The sequence below is a fragment of the Paenibacillus mellifer genome (assembly GCF_023195895.1).
In the GTDB taxonomy this organism is placed as follows: domain Bacteria; phylum Bacillota; class Bacilli; order Paenibacillales; family Paenibacillaceae; genus Fontibacillus; species Fontibacillus mellifer.
This window is the reverse complement of record NZ_JALPRK010000020.1, coordinates 75,453-97,405: the sequence shown is the minus strand read 5'-3', so window position 1 is coordinate 97,405 and position 21,953 is coordinate 75,453. Positions and strand designations below refer to the sequence as shown.

Annotated in this window: 24 protein-coding genes; 4 read left to right on the top strand and 20 right to left on the bottom strand. The window is 51.5% G+C overall.

What is annotated here, in order from left to right; translation table 11 throughout:
• Positions 1-481: 481 nt before the first annotated feature.
• Positions 482-1,312, top strand: coding sequence for a class I SAM-dependent methyltransferase (locus tag M0651_RS18565; RefSeq protein WP_248553215.1), 831 nt, complete (start codon positions 482-484; stop codon positions 1,310-1,312).
• Here the strand turns inward: M0651_RS18565 and M0651_RS18560 are convergent.
• The 8 genes from M0651_RS18560 to M0651_RS18520 all read right to left on the bottom strand — a co-directional run bounded on the left by M0651_RS18560 (position 1,305) and on the right by M0651_RS18520 (position 8,959).
• Positions 1,305-2,510 carry a hypothetical protein gene (locus M0651_RS18560; RefSeq protein WP_248553214.1) on the bottom strand — a complete coding sequence of 402 codons (1,206 nt, stop codon included), beginning with the start codon at positions 2,508-2,510 and terminating at the stop codon, positions 1,305-1,307. The genes M0651_RS18565 and M0651_RS18560 overlap by 8 nt on opposite strands.
• 372 nt (positions 2,511-2,882) lie before the next feature.
• Positions 2,883-3,716: a hypothetical protein gene (locus M0651_RS18555; RefSeq protein WP_248553213.1), complete on the bottom strand. Its 834-nt coding sequence runs from the start codon at positions 3,714-3,716 to the stop codon at positions 2,883-2,885.
• A gap of 15 nt (positions 3,717-3,731) precedes the next feature.
• On the bottom strand, positions 3,732-3,926 hold the full coding sequence (locus M0651_RS18550) for a MerR family transcriptional regulator (RefSeq protein WP_308195544.1): 195 nt from the start codon (positions 3,924-3,926) through the stop codon (positions 3,732-3,734).
• A gap of 513 nt (positions 3,927-4,439) precedes the next feature.
• The gene (locus M0651_RS18540) at positions 4,440-4,727 is read right to left on the bottom strand and encodes a hypothetical protein (protein WP_248553211.1); all 288 of its coding nucleotides are present in this window, start codon (positions 4,725-4,727) and stop codon (positions 4,440-4,442) included.
• A gap of 60 nt (positions 4,728-4,787) precedes the next feature.
• Positions 4,788-6,347, bottom strand: coding sequence for a 23S rRNA (uracil(1939)-C(5))-methyltransferase RlmD (rlmD, locus tag M0651_RS18535; protein ID WP_372491012.1), 1,560 nt, complete (start codon positions 6,345-6,347; stop codon positions 4,788-4,790).
• A 558-nt stretch (positions 6,348-6,905) separates the two neighbouring features.
• Positions 6,906-7,787 carry a diacylglycerol kinase gene (locus tag M0651_RS18530; protein ID WP_248553209.1) on the bottom strand — a complete coding sequence of 294 codons (882 nt, stop codon included), beginning with the start codon at positions 7,785-7,787 and terminating at the stop codon, positions 6,906-6,908.
• A gap of 28 nt (positions 7,788-7,815) precedes the next feature.
• Positions 7,816-8,637, bottom strand: a complete 822-nt coding sequence (locus tag M0651_RS18525; RefSeq protein ID WP_248553227.1) for a sirohydrochlorin chelatase — start codon at positions 8,635-8,637, stop codon at positions 7,816-7,818.
• A gap of 31 nt (positions 8,638-8,668) precedes the next feature.
• The gene (locus M0651_RS18520) at positions 8,669-8,959 is read right to left on the bottom strand and encodes a YerC/YecD family TrpR-related protein (protein ID WP_059047100.1); all 291 of its coding nucleotides are present in this window, start codon (positions 8,957-8,959) and stop codon (positions 8,669-8,671) included.
• A 341-nt stretch (positions 8,960-9,300) separates the two neighbouring features.
• On the opposite strand from M0651_RS18520, the gene M0651_RS18515 reads away from it, so the two are divergent.
• Positions 9,301-9,804, top strand: coding sequence for a hypothetical protein (locus tag M0651_RS18515; RefSeq protein ID WP_248553208.1), 504 nt, complete (start codon positions 9,301-9,303; stop codon positions 9,802-9,804).
• A 47-nt stretch (positions 9,805-9,851) separates the two neighbouring features.
• On the opposite strand, the gene corA is transcribed toward M0651_RS18515, so the two are convergent.
• The 4 genes from corA to M0651_RS18495 all read right to left on the bottom strand — a co-directional run bounded on the left by corA (position 9,852) and on the right by M0651_RS18495 (position 14,027).
• Positions 9,852-10,811: a magnesium/cobalt transporter CorA gene (gene corA, locus M0651_RS18510; RefSeq protein WP_248553207.1), complete on the bottom strand. Its 960-nt coding sequence runs from the start codon at positions 10,809-10,811 to the stop codon at positions 9,852-9,854.
• Between the two features lie 264 nt (positions 10,812-11,075).
• Positions 11,076-12,065 carry an inorganic phosphate transporter gene (locus M0651_RS18505; protein WP_248553206.1) on the bottom strand — a complete coding sequence of 330 codons (990 nt, stop codon included), beginning with the start codon at positions 12,063-12,065 and terminating at the stop codon, positions 11,076-11,078.
• An 80-nt stretch (positions 12,066-12,145) separates the two neighbouring features.
• On the bottom strand, positions 12,146-12,760 hold the full coding sequence (locus tag M0651_RS18500) for a DUF47 domain-containing protein (protein WP_248553205.1): 615 nt from the start codon (positions 12,758-12,760) through the stop codon (positions 12,146-12,148).
• Between the two features lie 193 nt (positions 12,761-12,953).
• Positions 12,954-14,027, bottom strand: a complete 1,074-nt coding sequence (locus M0651_RS18495) for a DUF3048 domain-containing protein (protein WP_248553204.1) — start codon at positions 14,025-14,027, stop codon at positions 12,954-12,956.
• A gap of 216 nt (positions 14,028-14,243) precedes the next feature.
• Between M0651_RS18495 and M0651_RS18490 the strand changes: the two genes are divergently transcribed.
• Positions 14,244-14,726 carry a DoxX family membrane protein gene (locus M0651_RS18490; RefSeq protein ID WP_248553203.1) on the top strand — a complete coding sequence of 161 codons (483 nt, stop codon included), beginning with the start codon at positions 14,244-14,246 and terminating at the stop codon, positions 14,724-14,726.
• A gap of 100 nt (positions 14,727-14,826) precedes the next feature.
• Here M0651_RS18490 and M0651_RS18485 read toward each other — a convergent pair whose 3' ends face one another.
• From M0651_RS18485 to M0651_RS18475, 3 genes are all read right to left on the bottom strand, one after another.
• Positions 14,827-15,615: a DODA-type extradiol aromatic ring-opening family dioxygenase gene (locus M0651_RS18485; protein ID WP_248553202.1), complete on the bottom strand. Its 789-nt coding sequence runs from the start codon at positions 15,613-15,615 to the stop codon at positions 14,827-14,829.
• A 115-nt stretch (positions 15,616-15,730) separates the two neighbouring features.
• Complete coding sequence (locus tag M0651_RS18480) at positions 15,731-16,555, bottom strand: alpha/beta hydrolase (protein ID WP_248553201.1); 825 nt, start codon at positions 16,553-16,555, stop codon at positions 15,731-15,733.
• Positions 16,556-16,693: 138 nt separating this feature from the next.
• Positions 16,694-16,915 (bottom strand): hypothetical protein, encoded by a 222-nt coding sequence (locus M0651_RS18475; RefSeq protein WP_248553200.1) that lies wholly within the window; start codon positions 16,913-16,915, stop codon positions 16,694-16,696.
• A gap of 248 nt (positions 16,916-17,163) precedes the next feature.
• Here M0651_RS18475 and M0651_RS18470 point away from each other — a divergent pair, with 248 nt between their 5' ends.
• Positions 17,164-17,886: a DUF1129 family protein gene (locus M0651_RS18470; RefSeq protein ID WP_248553199.1), complete on the top strand. Its 723-nt coding sequence runs from the start codon at positions 17,164-17,166 to the stop codon at positions 17,884-17,886.
• A gap of 72 nt (positions 17,887-17,958) precedes the next feature.
• On the opposite strand, the gene M0651_RS18465 is transcribed toward M0651_RS18470, so the two are convergent.
• From M0651_RS18465 to M0651_RS18445, 5 genes are read right to left on the bottom strand one after another with little or no spacing between them, the layout of a single operon-like run.
• The gene (locus M0651_RS18465; RefSeq protein WP_248553198.1) at positions 17,959-18,717 is read right to left on the bottom strand and encodes a hypothetical protein; all 759 of its coding nucleotides are present in this window, start codon (positions 18,715-18,717) and stop codon (positions 17,959-17,961) included.
• Positions 18,714-19,412 carry an ABC transporter ATP-binding protein gene (locus M0651_RS18460; protein WP_248553197.1) on the bottom strand — a complete coding sequence of 233 codons (699 nt, stop codon included), beginning with the start codon at positions 19,410-19,412 and terminating at the stop codon, positions 18,714-18,716. Before M0651_RS18460 ends, M0651_RS18465 begins: the two co-directional genes overlap by 4 nt.
• A gap of 18 nt (positions 19,413-19,430) precedes the next feature.
• Positions 19,431-19,805 carry a GntR family transcriptional regulator gene (locus M0651_RS18455; protein ID WP_248553196.1) on the bottom strand — a complete coding sequence of 125 codons (375 nt, stop codon included), beginning with the start codon at positions 19,803-19,805 and terminating at the stop codon, positions 19,431-19,433.
• A 51-nt stretch (positions 19,806-19,856) separates the two neighbouring features.
• On the bottom strand, positions 19,857-20,615 hold the full coding sequence (locus tag M0651_RS18450) for an ABC transporter permease (protein WP_248553195.1): 759 nt from the start codon (positions 20,613-20,615) through the stop codon (positions 19,857-19,859).
• Positions 20,608-21,594, bottom strand: coding sequence for an ABC transporter ATP-binding protein (locus tag M0651_RS18445; RefSeq protein WP_248553226.1), 987 nt, complete (start codon positions 21,592-21,594; stop codon positions 20,608-20,610). Before M0651_RS18445 ends, M0651_RS18450 begins: the two co-directional genes overlap by 8 nt.
• Positions 21,595-21,953 lie beyond the last annotated feature (359 nt).

The following is a 21,953-nucleotide window of genomic DNA, read 5'->3' as shown; positions in this document are numbered from 1 at the left end:
CTCGCTGTAACTCATTCCATTGCCCTTATGAAGAACCACTGAACGGGGATAGGCATCTCCATGATCCACAAGCACTTGCGAGCCAATATCGAACAATACATATTGATCAAAAGAGTGGCTGACATGATTTTTCTGGAAGCGCCCCAGATCGTTGGTTACCTTCATATTTGAGGTATTGACGATAATGGTGAGCTGGGATTGATGATTCAGCTTGTCCTCCGTGGTGTATCTGGTACGCGAGGTATCGAACACCAGGGTATCGCCTGACTCGGCCATTCTTCCGGACCCGGCATCAAAAGATTTCTGATAATAAAAAACCGAGCAACGCCCAGGCATCCCTGAACTTTGCTCAGTTCTTTTACCAACGGAGAGGAATTTCTCACTATAGTTATTCTCTCTATATACCAACAACTTGCTAACAACTATAATCAAAGTAACATCTTGAAGGGAGCTGATCATGAGACAAGGGAGGAACTGACTGATGTTCAACGTATTAAGAAATTATTTAATCAAGCCGGAACTTTATGCCCCAAGTACAGGTAGTTTCTGGGATGATGAGCATATTTCGAAAGGAATGCTTGAGGCACATCTCAACCCTGATTGGGAAGCGGCAACCCGAAAACATGATTTCGTTGAAAAATCAGTCCATTGGATTGCTTCAATTGCTCAACCTGCACAATATCCACAATTACTGGATTTAGGGTGCGGACCGGGAATTTATGCAGAACATTTTCGTAAGGCAGGTTATGCGGTAACTGGGGTTGACTTTTCAAAGCGTTCCATCGAATATGCCAAAGAACAAACGATACTTAACCAAAGCAATATCCAGTACGTTTATCAAAACTATTTGACAATAGATTATATAGAACAGTTTGACGTAGCCACTCTGATTTATTGTGATTATGCACCGTTATCCATTACGGATAGACAGATCCTATTGAGAAAAGTTTATCAAGCATTAAAGCCCAACGGGAAATTCATTTTCGATGTGTCTACAAATCTTATAAGAAAGGCAGAAGGTCGCTCATGGTATTACAGCGAAGCGGGGGGATTTTGGAACGAAAAGCCCCATCTTTGCTTGGATTCGGTTTATCAATATGATGATGAAGACCGTACTGAACTAAGACAGTCCATTGTGATCACTGAAGATACGATCAATTGTTATCATATCTGGGATCATTTTTTCACGAAAGAAGCATTGATATCTGAAATCCAGCCTATAGGTTTCAATTCATTTGAAATATATGGCGATATTGCTGGAACAGAATTTTCAGAAGCAGGAGAAACGATTTGTGGTGTTTTTATCAAGTGATAACAGCCGAAACTTCGTCCATACGATCCGCGAAGGATCTAAGCTTATCAGCTATTTTCTTACGCTTTCCTTTATCCTGCAAAGCTTCTAACGTAACATTAAAGCCACCGCCTAAAGCCTCTAAATCTGTGCCGTTGTCATCATTCCAATAGCGGCCTGTTTGGCCGTAAAGCTCGATGATGGTATTAATAAATGTCATGTTAGGATTTAAGGCAAGCGCCTTTTCTAGAAAGCCCTCGCAGCCGCCGCTGTTGGTGGCGAGGCAACAAACATAAACGGTGTGCATCCCCCAGTTATCGAGTTTCTCCAGTGTGATATGCTCAAAAAAGCCAGATTCAATACGATCTGCCCATGCACGGAACGCTTTTACCCCAAAACAGTAATTCTCGCTATCATAAGTAAGAAGTTGAGGCAGCGATAAGATCCGCTCCCGATAGATTTTAGCCAAGGTTTTGCGATCCTGTTGTTCACCGACAAATAACCAACCATGGCAATGGCTATCCTGCTCTGTATATCCCTTTGGCAATAAATCTTCAACTGAAATGGAATCCGGTTCTGTTCCGAAACCGCCCATATAGAGCAGGGTTTTTCCGTAATCAGCATCCCCTACAAGCACACCCCAGCCAAGACGGTGATACGGGTTGTTTCCATAATCATTGAAAATGACGGGTATGCCCTTGTCAATATACGCCATCAGCATTTGCACATACATATCACGATTGGACAGGATTTGCTTCAGTGGAACAAAAGTGCTTGCGTAGCCGCATTTTTCAAAGATTTCTTCAACATAGCTATGGTTCCCAGGCTCGCTCAGGCGATAATCACTGCGCCGTCTCCTCGAAAATGATTCTTGGAAAAAATCTGCGTAAAGTTCTCTCCGGTTAGCCCCGCAAAAAACCAATAATCGAAATCCTTCTCGCCCAGACATTCCATCACATACTCCGCACAGCCGTTGAACCAATAATTCTGACCGTATTCGGGATGAACGATCTGCCTTACATGAGGCAGTGTGTTGTTGCTCTGCTTCACATTCATTTTTAACGCCCTCTTCGTGATATTGGTTTTCGCTGAGGTTTTCAGTTGTGAAATTCGGATCGAGCGGAACCGCTTTTTCCCTAGCCCGTTGGTTCCAATCACAATCGTCTGCGGCGTTTGCAAGTGTAAGTTCATATCCATATAAGGGAAGTGCATGCCGCAAAAGCGGACCTCGCCGTTTAGAATAACCGCAAAGTGTTTCCCCCCACGATCCACGTCAGCTTGTTATATTGATTATGAGGAAAGTACCCGATTTGCGGATAAGAGAATGCATTCTCTAGTACAGGCTGCTGAAAGGAAAGTGCATGTTTTTTTTAAAGCGTTATCGACATAGTTGTCGGCATTCATGGTGTAAGTGCAACCTCCATGGGAAAACCAGAGGCAACCCTCGGTTGTTCCCCAAAGGTACTCTTCACTCTCTTCCTCTGCCCAAAATTCCATGTCAATCCGAAACGGGAGTCTTACGGCCACATTGGTATCCAGCTTCCTTTCGGAAATCCATGCGATAAATTCAGCCTCGCCATTCTCCAAAACTTTAAAATGGGGGCCGTAGATCGGCGAAAATCACCTTATATTCTCGTAGAATCGGATTAGCCTTTTCGATTTCTTCATATGAGATCCACATTGTCATTTCAAAATCAGGATAATCCACAAAATTGGGTTTGCGCTGTCGTACAGGGATATAAATATGGATCCGTTCTCGATGATTTTCAGGGGATAATACAGCTTCGATTAATGCTTCATGGCGCAAGCTACCATTGTGAAGATAATCCACTTCAAAGTTGGGGTTATCGTCAAAGCTTTGCAGCATCCGGTATTGTAAGGAACCTAAATCTTCGTCTGCATACGCGGATGAAGTCGCAAACAAGCCGCCCGGAAACTCTTTGCACTCAAACGGGAGATCCTCTGCCGAATCGCTTAATTGAACCAAGGCAGAGATGTGATCAGGCAGTTTCTGCATCATAACGAGTTCCTCATCGCGTTGGTACTCAAACATCGTACGACTTCCCGGTTTTCCAAAAGGGATTTGATTGGCGGAAAGCCAGTCCCAAAAGCTCTCGGTCTCTGACTTACCGTTGTCTGATCTTACAGATGTAACCACTTCCATTGATGGCAACGTTACAATATCCGTATCCAGCGGTCTTGCCATCTTATCCGTAATGTTGTTCAGTGTTTCCATGGATAGGTCCGGTTTGGGTGAGGATACGAGCTCTGTCTCCGCCATTTCATAGAGCAGGGGTAAGGCGGAAATCTGTGTAATTCCGTGTGCAATCATTGCGTTCAAGAAGTCATGGATATAGGCCTTTAATTGGGAAAGTGTGCTGATTTCAACATCAATTTCCTCCATGCGCTTAACAAAGCTTTGCACTATAGTCTCCATGTCCTAATTTTGATAAATCCGCAAAATGTCCTTAATGGAAATTTGCATTTTCCGCAGCACCAAAATTTGCTGCAACCGGTTGATCGCTTCGCTGTCATAAAAGCGGTATTTCTCAAAGGGCGGACGCTCGCTTTTTAACAAACCCACCTGCTCGTAATATCTGAGCGTTCTTGAGGATCTCCCTAATTTTGTAGGGATACGGGCACTCTACAGGAATTGGCTTAGGGTGCCTTGCTTGTCCTTATCCCAATAAATAGAAAGGCCCACCGTGATACGCATTGTTAAGAGGCGTGGTGGGATGGATGTGATGACGTAGCAGAAAATGAATGACACGCTGACGAGCCCGATGAAGATCTTCTTTTGCATCTTCACGTGCTCTAACAAGATCCCGTAAAGCTTCTGTTTCTCGTGTCGGCACATGGATAGAGGTTAACTCTCAGCACGATGCAGTTGAGCCAGCCGCTCGGCATCCCGGCGGTCTGTCTTAATGGAGTCCCCTGCACGGACGGGAATTCTTGAAGGATCAATGACTTCGCAATTCACTCCCATTCGGGTGATCCAATGATACAAGTCATACCCTGTTGGACCAGCCTCATAACAAACTTCGAGAACAACATCCTACTTGGAAAATAACCCTGTATGTACCCACTCGCAGTCGCATCAACTTTTCCTTACCCTGTAGGGGCCTGATGTCACCTATCGGCACTTCCTTTACTTATTCGAATACTCTTTAGTCGCTGTGTCCAGCATTGCGCTCCAACTTGCAAAGTCTGTCTCCCTAACTACATGACGATTTAAGAGTTCATCATTGATCTTATTGATGTCTTCATGTGTCTCGGCTTGGAAATTGCCCTTTTCTAAAAACGCTTCAAAGCTATTATGGTTTGAATGTTGTCGCATAAACGACTCATGAAACAAACTGCTTAATGAAATATGACTTGGATCTTCCTCCATCGTTCTTTGACCTTGTAAATCCTTCAGCAGTTCGTCCATTGACATTGGTTTTTGCTTTCTCAGAATACCCACCCCTAAATTAAGTTTATTACTGAATCTATGAATCTATTCTTGTCGGTATAGCTTTGCCACCGATTCGACATGCACCGTATGCGGGAACATATCCACCGGCGTGACCTCAACGGTCCGGTACCCGCCGTCCTCCAGGATACGCAGATCACGAGCCAGAGTCGCGGGATTACACGATACGTACACCACGCGCTCAGGTTTCATCTCGAGGATGGTGTCCAACAGGCGTGGGTCACAGCCTTTGCGCGGCGGGTCGACGACGATGACGTCGGCTTCGATGCCCTGCTCTTTCCAGGCCGGGATGACGTCTTCGGAGGCGCCCACCTCAAAGGTAACATGGCTCATCCCATTCAGTTCGGCGTTGACGCGGGCGTCCTCAATTGCCTCTTTGACGATCTCCACGCCGTACACCCGCTTGGCATGCTGCGCCAGGAACAGGGAGATGGTGCCGATGCCGCAGTAGGCGTCGATAACCGTCTCTTGGCCGGTCAACCCGGCGTATTCCACGGTTTTGCCGTAGAGGACTTCCGTCTGGAGCGGGTTCACTTGGTAAAAAGAACGCGCCGAGATCGCAAACTTCACGTCCCCGATATAATCAAAGATCACTTCGCGCCCCCATAGAACGCGGGTCACGTCGCCGAAAATGACGTTCGTCTGCCGTGTATTGACGTTCTGGCAAATGCTGACGACGGACGGCATCTCTTCGCGGATCGCAGCGACCCACTCGTCCTCATGGGGGATCCGGTCGCCGTTCGTAACCAGCACCAGCATCATTTCGCCGGTGCGGAAGCCGACCTTCACCACGACATGACGGAGCAAGCCTTTCCCCGTCTCTTCATCGTAGGCGGTGATGCCGAGGCGTCGGCCGATCGCTTTGACTCGGCTGACGACGTCATCGTTGCTCTCGTGCTGGATGAGGCACGTCTCCATGTCGACGATGCGATGGCTGCCGCGTGCGTAGAAGCCGCCGACAAGCGCGCCATCAGTGACGCCGACGGGCACCTGCGCCTTGTTGCGGTAGCGCCAAGGCTCGGCCATGCCGAGCGTCGGCCGCACGACGACGGCGTGGTCGCCGTCCGCGCGCTCCTCGCCGCTGCCGCCCGCAGGCGCGCCCGCTTCCGGCGCGCCCCCCGCCACGCGCAGCTTGCCGATCCGCTCCAGCGCGTCGACGACGTGCTGCCGCTTCCACGCGAGCTGCGCGTCGTAACTCATGTGCTGCAGCTGGCAGCCGCCGCACTTGTCGTAGATCGGACAGGGCGGAGCCACCCTGTCCGCACTTACCTCAACCACATCCAGCAGTTTGGCGTAGCCATACTGCTTCTTCGTCTTCAGCACCTTGACCCGGGCTTTTTCGCCCGGCAAGGCGCCTGCCACAAACAGCGTGTAGCCCTCGGCCCGGCCGACGCCTTCCCCATCGTGGTTCATCCCGATGATGTCGATCACGACTTCATCGTTCTTCGCGACAGGAAGGCCGGCGATTAAGGCCTCAGCCACAGCTGTACGCCCCCGCGATTTCCCGCCAGCTTCTCCTCGCCCACCACGACCGCTTAAATCGCCGCTAGCCACCTTTGGTCCATTTCCAGGGGCCCCATTCATTCGTCCGCCGCTAGGGCGACCACGGTTACTTCGTTGTTTCTTCATCACGTTCTCCTTCTATGATCAAGTGAACCAGTCACTTCAATAACTTTATCTATCCAATCCGGCTCCACCTATATCCTTTAATCCTCAGCATTATGAGAAGCGCATCCGTTCGTCCTCCCTGAAGCTGATGGAGCTGATCTATAAAATAACTAACTGTATATCCTCCATCTAATTTACCCCGTTTGGCCCGATTTCGCAAAAATAACTGGAAATCCTACACTTCATTCGACGCATTCAGCCTATTCTCGCCTCAACCCCCGAAATGAACTGTACGATTTCCATCTAATTCTCGCAGAGCCTCGGCGACTCATCAAATAACTGTAGAATTTCCACTTCATTCATTTCGAACCCCATGCGATACTCCACACCTCATCCAACAAGTTCCCCCTGAACCTTCAACGTACACCGCCGACCCTCTCCATCGTCCGCACATGCCCCACCAAGCCAAATCCCCCGCCAACCCCGGCGGGGGATCATCTCAACCTACATCTTTAATCTATTACCTCAATCACCCTAAGCAAAAATCTGCAAATGCTGCGGCAAAATCTCGAACACGCCCGGCAATTCGCCGCCCAGCTCGCCGTCGAGATTCAGCAGCACGCGGCCGGGCGAGGTCACTTCCATGCGCCGCGTCTTGAAGTGGACAACATGCGAGTCGCCCAAGTGGTCGCCGCGCAGCGCCATCGTGACCAAGCGGATGAATTCCGCCAGGTTGCACTTCTTGACGGCAATTACGTCCAGCAGCCCGTCGTCGATGCGTGCGCCCGGCGCCAGCTTCTCGAAGCCGCCAACCGAGTTACTGTTGGCGATCAGGAACAGCATGAATTCGCCTTCCATCACCTCGTAGCCTTCTGCATCAATGATCAGCGTGGTTGGCGACAAGCTGGCCATCTTCTCGATGCCCTTCATGTAATAGGCCAACTGCCCGATCATCGTCTTAAGCCGGCTGGGTACCTCGTACGTCAGCTCCGTGAGCGAGCCGCCGCCGGCGATATTGATGAAATGCCGGCCGTTCACCCGGCCGATATCAATCGGTCTCGTTTGATTCTCGATGACCAGGTCGCAATAATCCTCCCAACGCCGGGAAATTCCCATCGCGCGGGCGAAATCGTTAGTCGTGCCCAGCGGGAACACCCCCAGCGGCGGCAAGTCGCTCTTCCCGGCCATGCCGTTGACGACCTCATTCAGCGTCCCGTCACCGCCGGCCGCGATAATGATGTCGTATCCGCGTTCCACCGCCAAGGCGGCTTCACGTGTCGCATCACCTTCCCCGGTCGTCGCATGGCAGGACGTTTCGATACCGCCCTGATCCAGACGCTCCAGCACGTCCGGCAGAAGGCGCCGCATCTCTTCTCTTCCCGAGGTGGGATTATAAATCAACCTAGCTCTTTTCATTCTACAAACGCCACCCGATCTCATAATGTCAACATGTCAATGATCCCATTATATTCAATATTTGCTGTGACATCCAGCGAGCCGCCAAAGGATGGGGCAGCAAGGCTTCTCCTGAATAGCGATGCGGCAGTCCTTCCAGCCGCGACGGGATCGTGACCTTCGTAAAATATCCAGCGCTTAAGAAGAGCGGCGCGATAATTACGTCCAGCCCCCGCTGCTCCGACCAATACTGCACCTTCGAACGGACGCTGTCCGGATTCAGCAGCGCGTAATCGGCCCCGCCAGCCAGTCCGGCGAGTTCCCCGCACTGTGCCGCCAGCGAAGCGATACCGCGCTCCCAACGTTGCAAGAAGCCGGGATGCCTGCTGCCATGCCCAACGAGTAGCAGCACTTCACGCTCCGGCTGCACCGACAACCCCTTCACCTTGTCCCATACCATCTTAGCGATGAGCGGACCGTCATCGATAGGATCGCCAAATAACACCCGAGCGGAAACCCGAAAACGTTCCAGGTCGGTTTCCTTCTCCGGCGTATCCTTCACGCCCAGCGCATAGGCGATCTCATCGATATGCGTGCTCCCCGAGGACACGAACAAGGGAATGACGATCATGTCCGTCACTCCCTGGGATTCCAGCCGATCGATGCCATCCTGGATGAGGCGGCCTTCCACGGTTTCGAGGAAAGCGCAAGCCAAAGGAAGTCCGGCAGGCAAATCACTCGCCGCTTCCGCTACTGCCGCTTCCACGAGGGCCACCCAATGCTCGTCCGGGGAACCATGGCTAATTACCAATACGCCCGGATTCCGCAAGACTTCTGCTTGGACAACCTTCCGCCCCTCCTCCTGCACCATCGACTGTGCTTGTATTTCCTCTGTCATAGGTTTAACGCCCTAAACGATCCAACGCCATTTTGTAGCCGTCGTTACCGTAGTTCAAGCAGCGCTTCACCCGCGAAATCGTCGCCGTGCTGGCGCCGGTTTCAGCTTCGATCTGGTTGTATGTGTTGCCTTTGCCCAACATACGGGCCACTTCCAGACGTTGCGACAAAGACTGAATTTCATTTACGGTACATAAGTCGTCAAAAAAAACGTAACATTCCTCGATGTCTTTTAACGTTAAGATGGCTTCGAATAATTGGTCAATTGTTTTGTCGTTTAACTTCTTCAGCTGCACTGAATTATCATCCCCTACTGTTACTGTAACCACAACCCCATTGTACCCGAGTGGCGCACTCCTTTTCAAGCATTAACGGTTTCACGCATCACAGAAAGAACGCCCAAAATCCGCGAACGCCCACCAGAACCGGGACATTCGTCCATACGCTAGACCCGGCGGGCACATACAGTATAGTATCCAAACGCCTAGCTAGGGAAAATAACGCCGACTCCAACGAGCGGGTCCCATGCGGCGTATCCCGATCCAAACCTAGGTCTTGTCTCGGAAGGGCGGACAAGAGGGAAACGGGCCTTCTGATCTGCCTGCCCGACAAAATATCCGAAAAGGAAAGTGATACCATGCCCCAGAACTATGATTCACGCCAAGGTCCGGTGCCCCCGTTCTATCCGTACACCCATTACTACCCGGGGGTGAATCCGTATGAAATTAAAGCGGAGGCTTCCTCGCTGGTCCCTTACTCCCCGCCGTCCCCTGCACCAACCCAGGCGCCGGTCAAGGCCACGCCGAAATCCGGTGGCGGATTATCGCTGCCGAGCTTAGGCGACCTGAAAGGCATCGTCGACCGGATGGGCGGAATCGACGGCATCTTGGCTACGATGGGCCAGGTGCAGAAGGTGATGCAAACCGTGCAGCAATTCGCCCCGATGGCGAAGCTGTTCACCGCGTTTCTGCCCGGCGGCAAAGGCAAATCCGCCGGCGGCCGTGCCGGCCAGAAGGACGATTACCGCCCCCGCCGCAGCAAATCAACTCGCAAGAAAAGCGGGAGCCGTACCGGAACCAACCGCAGCGGAAAACGCTCGTCGACCGGCAAATCCGGCAAATCGGGCAAGCGCCGCCGTTAACTCGGCGGCGTCTTTGCTCTTCGTTGCACACAGGCGAGGCGACTTACTTACTTAAACCAGCCCCGTTTACTGAACCAGAGAATCATCCAGCCACTGAGTCCAGCCATCAGCCCAAGGACGGCAAAGTACCCGTATTTCCACTTCAGTTCCGGCATATCAACGAAATTCATCCCGTAAATCCCGGCAATCAGCGTCAGCGGCATAAAGACGGTGGTGATGACGGTCAACGTCTTCATAATGCCGTTCATCCGATTGGAATTCAGCGAAATATAGGAGTCGCGCAAATCCGCGGTCATTTCCCGGTCGGCATCGATCATCTCCGACAGCTTGAGCAAATGGTCGTAGATGTCTGAATAATAGGCGCGCGGCTCCTTGTCGCCTTGGACATGCTGCGAGTTCAGGATGCGGTACATCAGATCGCGCATCGGCACGATCGTCCGCCGCAGCTTAAGCAGCCGGCTCCGCAGATCGAACACCTGATTCATCAACTGCTCAACCGATTCGCGGCTGCCCTTACTCTCCAACTCATCGAGTTCATCCTCAATCCCATAAACGCAAGGAAAATAATGATCCACCAGACTGTCGATCACCATGTAGGCCGCCGAATACGGCCCGTGTACCCAGACCTTGCGGTCATGGGCCCGTTTCAGCATACTGTTCCACGCTTCATCCATTTCGTCCAGCCGCTGCTGGTGGAACGAAACCAGACAGTCGTCCCCGATAAACAGATCCACTTCTACGGTATTCAGCGTATTTTCATCGATCGCATGCAGCACCAGAAATTGAAAATCATCATAATAGTCCATTTTGGGCCGTTGCAGCACATGCAGGCAATCTTCAATCGCCAGCGGGTGGAAGTGGAAGAAGCTCGCCAGCACTTCTGCTTCCTCCGACGTTGGGGCGTCCAAATCGACCCAGGTCCATACGAACTGCCCGTCTTTGATCCGTTCCAGCGGAAGGTCCGTCAAGACCTGATGGTCCCGCGTCATCCCCATGACCCTGATCATAATACGCCGCCTCCTCAAAAAAAGCCAATCCTCAGCAGATTGGCTTTCGTCGATATCCCCTAGGATAGGGGTTCAATTTCTTTAAATAAAGGTTCAAAAAGTCGGCTTTTCAGCACCGAGAAGGTTGGATGAAGCTAGGGCCTGAGTAGCGGAGCGTAGACAGATCTACGTGAGCAACGGAAGGCCCGGCTGAATTCAAGATTCGATGCCGAATAAACTTCTTGCTTTTACTTCGTGATCAAAAGACGACTTTTTGAACTTCCTCTAGAAGAGGAGTTTGTAGATGGCTCCGGCCATGATAAACACGATCGGAATCGTAATGACCCAGGCAATGACGATACGTCCGGCCATCGACCAACGAACGGCGGAGAACCGCTTCGCCGAACCTACGCCGAGGATTGCCGAAGTAATGGCATGCGTCGTACTGACCGGAAGATGGATCAGCGTCGCCCCGAAAATAACCGAAGCGGCGGAGATATCTGCGGCGAAGCCGTTGATCGGCTCGATTTTGAAAATTTTCGTCCCCATCGTTTTGATGATCTTCCAGCCGCCGATCGAGGTTCCCAGCGCCATCGCCGTTGCTGCGGCGAGCTTAACCCATAGCGGCACTTCCATATGATCCTGGAAGTCAGCCGTCACCAGGGCAAACGTGATAATCCCCATGGCTTTCTGCGCATCATTCGTGCCGTGCGTGAAGCTTTGCAGCGCCGCGGTCACGACCTGCAACGACCGAAAGCCTTTATTTACAGTATGCGGGCTTCGTCTGGCGAAGATCCACTTTAATACCAACATAACGATATAACCAATTACGAAAGCGATCAGCGGAGAGAATACCAGCCCTTCCACGATCGTCGTGAACCCGCTCCAGTTGAGCTTGTCCGGCCCTGCACCCACGTACACGGCCCCAGCCAAAGAGCCGATCAGTGCATGGGAAGATGACGATGGTATCCCGAACCACCACGTAATGAGGTTCCAAATGATTGCCGCCAGCAGCGTAGCGATCAACACTTCCAGGCCGTTATCCAGCTTCGCCGGATCGGCCACGCTGCCCCCGATCGTCTTGGCGACGCCGGTAAACATAATCGCGCCCAGAAAGTTCATTACAGCCGCCATCAAGATCGCCGTCCGCGGCTTCAGCGCGCGCGTCGATACCGAGGTTGCGATCGCATTAGCGGTATCATGAAACCCGTTAATGAAGTCGAACGCCAACGCCAGTATGATCACGATGAGAATAATCAATAAACTCGTATCCATAGCTCTTTTGCACAGATGATTCTCTCTATGTAAATCCGCGCAATTCCAACCTCCCGAATATCAAATATAGAGTGAAGTTCTTAAGAATTACGCATGATGATGGATTCCAGCATGTTGGCTACCTTTTCGCAGGCATCCGTCGTTGTTTCGAGTCGTTCGTAAATCTCTTTCTTCTTGATCAACACGATCGGATCGGTCACCTTCATGAACAGTTCCTTGATGCAAATGCGAAGCAGCTCGTCGCCTTGATTCTCCAGGTCGTTCAGACGGATCGTGTACTCGCGGATCGCAAGCAACTTCTTCTGGGATAGCAAATGGATTGCCTTTTGGATTTCGTAAGCCGAATTGCGCAGGATTTCTGCGAAACGGGCGATATATTCGTCCGGCTCGGTCAAATGATACATGAAGAATCGGGAAGTCGAAGCTTCCAAACCATCAATCACATCGTCCAACGCCGTGATCAGATGCATGATGTCATCCCGTTCAATGGGGGTAATGAACGTTTTGTTCAATTCCACGATAATCGTATGCGTGTATTCGTCGCATTTGGATTCGTATTCCTTCATCTTCTTGGCGAACGCTTCAACGTCCTTGAATTCCGCCACTTGCTGGGCGAAATAGTCCGCCGAATGCACGATCGTATCCGCCATATCCTCTAACGTCTGGAAAAAGATATCTTTCTTCTTCACTCGCATCAGTATCCCCTTTTCTCTCCATAAGGTATTTCTTGCGGCTGGTTTTACACAACCTTGAATATCTTATCACAACTGCTTCACAGATAGGAAATAATGTCGCAAACATTTCACGAACATAAGCTTATATTTCCCCTTATTCTCCCAGAGTTATCCTTCCATCGCCCTAAAAATACAAGATCTGCCTTCCGCGGCTTTACTCTGCCTTAACATGACTGGCGAAATCTGGAGTATTGGGGACGACGTGGATAAAGGTCTTGCCCGGCACCATCGGCAGCTCCACATTATCTTGGATGAACCGAATGATGTCCCCGTCCTTGCGGATCCATTCAGCCCGAGTCACTTTGCCCTGCTGGAACACCACCGCTTCACCGCCAAGCGACAAACCGACCTCCAGCCGGCCAACGTCATCTAATACTTGATGGTCCGCCCCAATCACAATCACGTTCGCAGCGGTTATTTGTTCCCCGCTCTCCAGATCGGTATGCGGCTCACCGTTGATGGAGCGCTTGTAGAGTCCAGTCGCAGCATCGTATACGTAACTTACCCGGTAATTGTCTAGTTGAAATTTAATCTCCACATTGTTGGCCGATTCCAGGGAATTGGGTTGTTCGTTTTCCTTATAAAAAGAGTACCCCGGCACGGCCGTCTCCTCCGTCGCATACCCTCGTTTGGCGGCACCTTCCAGGAGTTTCTCCACGTTGGAGTACAAATTATGCGGCGCTTTCCGGGACTTGTCCCGCCAGAAGAAAGACCCGGCATTCGTGATCTCGTCCAGATCCTCCTTATGCTGTCTTTGCAGAATCGCGTAAGCGTCGTTGCTTGCCCCGGCATGCACCAGCACCCCATGATAGCTCTCGCCTAAATCGATCATATAGGGGCGAATACTGCGGATCGGACCGATCTTGGCATTGTCCGCCTGACTGTGAAAGATCGAGACCAATCGCGTGACCCCGCCTTCGGCCAGCACCTCGTAAACAACGTCCGCATCGATCAACCCCGATTGCGGGCGGGCCGCCGGGGCATTGTTGATCATGATGGCAAGCGGTCTGCGGGTGATCGGCTCCTCCAGCGGCAGCCCGGTCAGCGGGGCGGTATAAGCGGGAGTCTCCGGTTCAGGCGGAGCCGTCTCCTCCGGAACCGCCGTTTGCGGCGGAGCGATGCCGTCCGCAGGAGGAGCAGCCTCCCCATTCTTTCCGCAGGCAGAGAGCAAAACGACGAGCAGCGATACAAGCAGCAGCCAACTTAACTTCGATGAATTCAAAGGCATATCCTCCGTCATAATTCCTGAGTTTTCTACATTATACGTTGAACCGCGGACCTGGGGGAAGCCAGAACATCACTTAGGTAAAATTATGGTTAAAATTTAAAATAATTAATTGAATGTTTTAAATTTTGTCCCTAATATGAATACTAAGGGACAGGAGAATATTTCCACGAAAAAGAACGAACACTGTCACCGCGTTAGCGGAAAGGAGATGTAGAGATGATCGTAAAATGGTTAAGGGAGAGTACGATTGCATCCGTGCTGCTCTTGCTGGTAAGACTTTACGTAGGTTATGAATGGCTGACCTCGGGGTGGGGTAAGGTGACCGGCGGTTTTGATGCCGCTGGATTTCTGACGGGGGCCTTGGCGAAGAGCGGCGGCGAACACCCGGCCGTGTCGAGCTGGTGGGCTTCGTTCCTTGAACACTTTGCCGTACCGAATGTCGGCTTGTTTAATATCCTGGTACCTTATGGAGAGGTACTTGTCGGACTTGGCCTCATCCTTGGCACCTTTACTTGGCTGGCTGCCTTCTTCGGCATGGTCATGAATTTCGCCTTTTTGTTCTCGGGGACGGTGAGCTCGAACCCGCTGCTGCTGCTCCTTCAAATCTTTATCGTCGTGGCCGGTTCGAATGCCGGGCGGATCGGTTTGGACTATTTCATCCAGCCTTACTTCCGTAAGAACTTCGGACGACGGCGTTAACCTCGTTCCAGCCAGAAAAAAGCGCAGACCCCAACCTTGGGATCTGCGCTTTATTTATTTAGACCGGCTTTATCATGTACCGGAAAGAAGCTTCCGCCCATCAAGAGCCGCCGAACTTCCAGCAGTTCAAGCTAAGGCTGCCGTACTGATAATCCTGAAACAACTTCACCGCCCGGCGCTCGTCATCCGCAGCGCCCATAGCGTACAGCAGCGGCGCGAAATGCTCTCGCCCGTAAGAAGGAATCGCCATTCTCACATGTGGAGCCTTGTGATCATAATCAAACAGCTGCCGCAAATCCCAACTCTGCAGCTGCTGACCCACCCAATCGTCAAATTCAACCGCCCATGCCTCCGGTTTCCCCGCTTCCCAGTCGAGCAGGCGAAGGTTATGAACCAATCCGCCGCTGCCGATCACAAGGATATTCTGATGCCGCAGCTCGGACAACATCTTACCGATGGCATACTGTTCTTCTGGTTCGCGTTTGGCGTCTACGGATAGAGCCACTACCGGGATCTCGGCGGATGGAAATAACAGTTGCAAGACCACCCAAGCCCCATGATCGAGACCTCTCCCCACCGAAGGCTTATATGGCAGATTATGCGCTCGGAAGATCGCCTCGATTTCCCCGCTCAACTCGGTACTGCCCGGAGCCGGATATTCGATTGCGTACATTTCATCCGGAAACCCGTAGAAGTCGTGCATTGTCGTATGTGCCGTGTCGGTCGAGACCCATTGTACCGGATCATCCCAGTGGGCGGAGAAGATCACAACGGCTTTGGGTAGTTCCAGCGTTTCTTGGCCCAATTGGCGAAGAAATTCCGTATATGCGTTTTGCTCAATGGCCAAAGTAGGCGATCCGTGTGCAATAAACAATGCAGGCTGAGACATCAGCTCCCAAACCTCCCTACGCCAAAAAATGGTTACATCTTCATTGTATCCATCCTAGAAGGATTTTACCAGTTTTTGTGTATCGGGTTGCAGCGGTCTCCTTCTCCTCTGGTCATTAGATCATCCAGTGTTGCCATTCGGTTTGCTTGGCTTCCAAACCTCCGAGCCAATCCTTCGTCTTCCGGATGACCAGGTTCTGGTGTTCGCCAGACGAGAACGTGTGATTCCCCTGGAAAATAATCTCTTTATCGCAACGCCCCTCCGGCCGCATCCAGAATACCTTCTGATACAAGAAAGCGTAATCCGCCGGGATCGTATCGTCCGAGGTTCCATGCACGACAAATACGTCGCCGGTAAATTTAACGGCTTCCTGGAGCGGTTGAAATTCTCCCAGCGAATCGAAGAACTTCGGCGTCAGACCAAATCCCAGGTAATCCGCGGCCCCGTGCTTCACCGCCCGATCGTATAACTCGCGCCCGGTAATCTTGACGATATCGCTAAACGGATAACCTACGGCCGACCATAAGACAAGGTTCTTCACACGCCGATCACGGTTCGCAGTCAAGAGCGCAACCATCCCGCCTAGGCTGTGCCCAATCAGCGTCACCCTCGTCGGATCGATATCGAGAGCCCCGAGACCATAGTCCAGCACCGACCGGGTCTGGGCGATCATCGATTCGACGCCGTGCTCCCCGTAGTTCCCGCTGCTCTCGCCGCAGCCAAGGTAATCGAAACGGAGCACGAGGAAACCGTCCGCTGCCAATTCCCTTGCGGTCTTGACGAATAGACGGTCGACGCCGATGCGGCTGCCCACGAATCCGTGGCAGATGACGACCAGGGGAGCGCGATTGCAGCGCCCCCCTTGTTTGTTCTCGGCCGGGTAATGTATGCTGGCCGCAAGCTGTTCTTCTCCATGATTGATGATAATCTGTCTTTCCATATCCCCGTCTCCTCCCCGTACTCCGGTCACGATATAATATCAGTTAAATCCGATAAGTTTAATATGATTTAAACTTATCTTATCATCACCGGTGCCAGAGTGTCAATTCGGATCGCGTAGGGGGGCGCCTTCAACTTTCTATTCGTAGGATTGTCGGAACAACGCATGCGTCGTGACTCGACCTTCCCACTCCTTCATAAACTGGTGGTTGCCCATATGACCTTCGTCGCAGGCCTCGTCATCTCCGCACAATATGCTGCCGTCCTCAGAGGTATCATTCGTCACGACTTCTTCCAGGCTGCCCCGGGAGTTGCTGTTCAGCAAATACCTCCGGGTCAGCTCCGATTCATATTTTCCCACTGGCTCTGCCTCCCGCAACGTTAGTGTACAGGCCGCTAATCGACTTAAATGCAGCCTATTTGCCGGCGCCTGCCGTTTTACTTATGCTGTAGTTTTTGGAGGAAGAGACGCTTTTTATTCCTTGTTCAAGGAATGTTCATAATCCATTAGTTCCGTTCTACTGGCGCATCAGCCCTGCCATGGTCCCTTGCGAATCAGACAAACTATGCAGTATACTACGGAAGAAACTGGGAGGGAGAGATACTACCATGTATATCCACGAAATGATCGGCGAAACCAAACGGCTGCGACAACAAATGACGCCGGAGAACGAAGCGTATTTCGGGGAGATGGTCTTGTACTTCCGTTCCGGCGCAAGCTCGCTTACTGAAGCCAAAGGGGAAGAGATCCTGCTGGACCTGGCCCGGCAAATCGTCAAGAACCAAGCCAAGGGCGTCTCGGCGACAGAACTTTTCGGAGCCGATCCGAAGACTTATTGCGCGGAGCTAGAAGAGGACGTGCAGAGACGGAAGCCCCGGACCCTGAAGGACAAAGTCAAATATTATACAATGATCCCCTGGGTAGCTTTGACCTGGGTCTTCTTTATTTATATGATCACCGGCTTTTTCAGCAAATGGTTTGGTGGAGAATTGGAATATACCCAGATCAGCAGCTCCTCGCTGCTGATTATCGCCGGCCTGTCGATTGTGCTCATCGAGCTTGTCACCCGCTTCTTGGGTAACAACGCCAAAACTGGAGACGGCAAGGAGGGATCCGGGACGCCGGGAGCTGGGCCTACCTCCGGTCCCGGCGGATTCAACCTCCGTGCATTTGGCACTTATATCGCCGTTGCGGCCGTGCTGATCATCGTTGGCACCCTGCTGAACCGAATTATGCCGGCCTTCACCGTATCGCCTTGGGACAGCCTGATCGTATTTGCCGTCGGCTTAGCCGGGCAAATCTTCTTCTTCGGACGCCGCTCGAAGAGCTAATCCCATCAAAAAACCGCAGAGTCCGCATCCCTTCAAAGGGATGGCGCGACTTCTGCGGTTTTTTCATAAACCTTAAATTTGGACCCGTTTGCTGAGCAGATAAGAGATGGTGTAAATCATCAAACCCGCCAGGACAACCTCGAACAGGAGCGAACCCAGCGACATGATGTTCACCGCCTCCGCTGTTCCCGAACGGATCTCCTCCGAGGTTCCGAAATGAATCGTTCCGTAATTCAGCATGGTTGTATCGTTCTCCCCAAACAGCAGGTTTTCCAGCCAAGAGATCCCGTTCTGGATCAAGAAAAAGGAGATAATGCCGACCCATGTTCCGGCTTTGCCCTGGATGCTCACGCTGGCGCCAATCGTGATGGAGGTAAAGATCGTCAGAATCAGCAACGTATACACCCAGATGATACTAAAGATCATCAAGATCACGTCCTTGGCCCCCGCCAACTCAATGTTCACAAAATCAAGGGGAAACTTAGCCAGTGAGAGATACAGCGACGCATGAACGGCAATTATAACCGTGATCATCAACCCCACAAGCCAACTGAACAGCAGCGAGGACAAGATCGTCCAGATGGGATGCAGCGGGAGCAACCGGCGATGATAAGCCTTAATGTTGTTTGCGAACGTTTTGCATGCCTGAACGATCATGATGATGGCAGCCGTTAAATAAAGCACGAGGGTTAAGACGAAGATGATTTCCCCGTCCCAATGACGAAGGTTACCTGCAATCGATAGGAAGCCTTGTACGATCACCAAGACAGCGGCCAACCCCAACAAGGTATTGGCATTTTGTTTGATATCGTACTTCAATAATTTCATCATTCCGCAAACACCTCTCTGAACATGTCATCGACGCTTTTGCCATATTGGATCCGCAAGTTCTCCACTTCCTCCTGCATGACAATCTCGCCGCCCCGGATAAAAATCACCTCATCGAAAATCCGCTCGATATCTCGCACGAGGTGGGTGGAAATCACCAGGCTGCTCTCCTCATTGTAAAACTCCACGATGGCGTCCAAAATTTTAGCTCTAGCCACCGGGTCCACCCCGCCGATCGGTTCGTCGAGCAAATACAATTTCGCATTTCTCGACAACGTCAACGTCAGTTGAAGCCGCTCGTTCATGCCCTTGGATAGGGCGTTGATCTTTTCCTTCTCATGCAAGTTCATGAAGTCCAGCATCATGCGAGCCTTCTGTTCATCGAAATCCGGGTAGAAATCCCGGTAAAATCCCACGGCGTCCCGTACTTTCATCCAGGATTCCGTTAGAGGACGATCGGGCATAAAGGACACCAGCGATTTGGTCGCTAACCCTACGGGTGTTCCGTCTACCGTGATTTTACCGCCAGAGGGATGGATCAGGCCGGCGGCGATTTTCATCAACGTGCTTTTTCCGCTGCCGTTCGTGCCGAGCAGGCCGACGATCTTCCCTTTACCGATGCTGAAGGACACTCCGTGCAACGCTTTTTTGCTGCCGTACGACTTCGATAGGCCTTGCACTTCCAATAACTGTTCCATTGATGGTTGTCCTCCTCTCTAGTGTGGATCGTCCGATTTCATAGCGTCAGCGACAAGCGCCGCAATATCTTGATTGGTAAAACCCAGTTCCTGCATTCCCCCGATAAAACGGTCAAGCAGCTCGCCGGCCATTTCTTTCTTAATATTCATAATTTTCGATTCCTCACTTGTCACGTATCTTCCAAGTCCCCGTTTCGTTTCCACGACGGCTTCACGCTCCAATTCCTGAAAAGTCCGCTGCACGGTATTCGGGTTGATCTGCAGCTCAGCTGCAAGTTCGCGTACGGATGGGATTTTATCGCCGGCCTTCAATCTGCCGGTCACGATTTCTCTTTTTAAATAGTTCATAATTTGCAGATAGATCGGCAGATTATTGTCGAATTCGATGCTCACATTCCATGGCTCCTTTCCGCCGGATGTCGCTGATGATAGGGATGATCCTGATCAAGCGACATCTCGTTTCTTAAACGTAACAAAGCTGACTGCGAGAAACAAGACTACATATGCGGCGATCACCACGGAGGAGAAAGTCAACGTCATACCCGGCATCGGTGGATTCCCGTTGACATACACCGACAGGTCGGCGTTAGCGAAGATCAGGTATTTCGTGAACTCATATCTCGATAGCAAGACGACAACCAATTCCTCCAAGACTACAAGGAACATACCGATGCCGATCGTCGCTCCCGATGAACGCGTTAAGATGCTGGCAAGGAAAGCGATTGTAACATAGACGAGCGTATAAATGACTTGATATAAGGCTCCGCTTAGGACATCGTTCCAGCCGGTCTCCAGCGAACCGCCGAATCCGAAAACCAGTCCTCCGCCGAGCAGAGCTGCCGCAAGCGTAAAGACGAAGATCGACAGAATGAACAACAGCACGGCTACGTATTTAGAGGCTAAAATTCGGCTGCGGCTTTGCGAGCGGATCAGCAGCAGCTTGATGGTTCCGAGACTGTGCTCCTTCGCCACGATGCCCGCCGTGCAGATGATAACCAGCAAAGTAAGCATTTGACCTAAACCGTTTCTGGATATCACCATCCCGGCAAATTCAAGGAACGACGGCAACTGATCCGAGTAATTGTACATCATATATAGCATACCGGCGATAAACGCGGCGATTAGCACATAGGGGACTAGAAAGCTGCGTTTCTTGGACATTTTCAACCATTCATTTACGACAAGCTTGGTAAAACTACGCAATTTGGTTCCCTCCCGTCCATTTCAAGAACTCGTCTTCCAGCGACGCTTTCACTTCCTCAATTCGATAAATGGCGATCCCTTCGCCGCCGAGCGCGCCTACAACACGCGGGATGTAGTTGTCGCGCACCGAGATCGTCACCTCTTTCCGTTCCGGAGATAATCCCAACAAGCGGATCTCCTCCATTCGGACGAGTCTTACTTTCGCTGCTTCGGCATCGGATACTCGGAAGGTGACGTTCACCCGCTCCTCCGCCTTCTCTTTCTCCGCCGCCTCGCCAAGGGTGCGTTCGGTTACGAACTTTCCTTCCTGTATGACGACTACGCGGTTGCACATCAACTCCATCTCGGCCAGCAAGTGGCTGGACACAAGGACGGCGATGCCCTCTTCGGCAGCGATGCGTTTCAGATAGTCGCGCATTTCCCGGATCCCCGCGGGATCCAGTCCGTTCGTCGGCTCATCGAGAATCAGGATCGAGGGACGATGCAGTAATGCCTGCGCGATGCCAAGACGCTGACGCATGCCCAGCGAATAGGCCTTGACGCGTTTGTTCATCGCCTTCTCCAGGCCGACCAGCCGGGTGACCTCTTGTATCCGCTCCTCTGTAATCCCCTCGCTCATCCGCTGATATTGCTTCAGATTATCGTACCCGGTCATATACGGATAGAACTCCGGATTCTCAATGATTGCGCCAACATGGGCGATCGCTTTGGAAAATTGCTGCCGGACGCTGACGCCTTTCACTTGGACATCGCCCTCCGTCATGCCGATCAGGCCCACGATCATGCGGATCGTTGTTGTTTTCCCGGCGCCATTAGGTCCCAGCAGACCCACAATTTCTCCCCGGCGGATATCAAAAGACAACTTATCAACGATCGGCTTGCTGCCGATTCTTTTCGTAACCTGCTTTACTGATAACACGACCGGTTCCCGTCCCGGCAGGTTACCCGCCGCGTCCAAGCCAGGCACTGTGTTTTCCATGTGCTGAAGCTGCACGTTCATTTCATTCACTCCTTCATTGTATTGGTGTCATAGTTAAATAGTACACTAGTGTGTTGGTATTGTAAAGCCCTGTTTGAAAAAAATATTCTGATCCGCCCGCCCCAACTGCGACTCGACAACCTCCGTCAACGCTAACGGAACGTAGTGACGTTATTTTCGATTTCCCGCGTGATTTCCCAAGCTAACGGAACGAGGTGACCTTATTGGGATTAAAATGGGCATAACCGCCTCTTTTGGAGCTAAATAACGTCTCTGAGTTCCGTTAAATATCGGCGGGGGCTTATTCCTCGCAAATAAGGTCTCTATGTTCCGTTATACACGGAGCTGCACACCAAAAA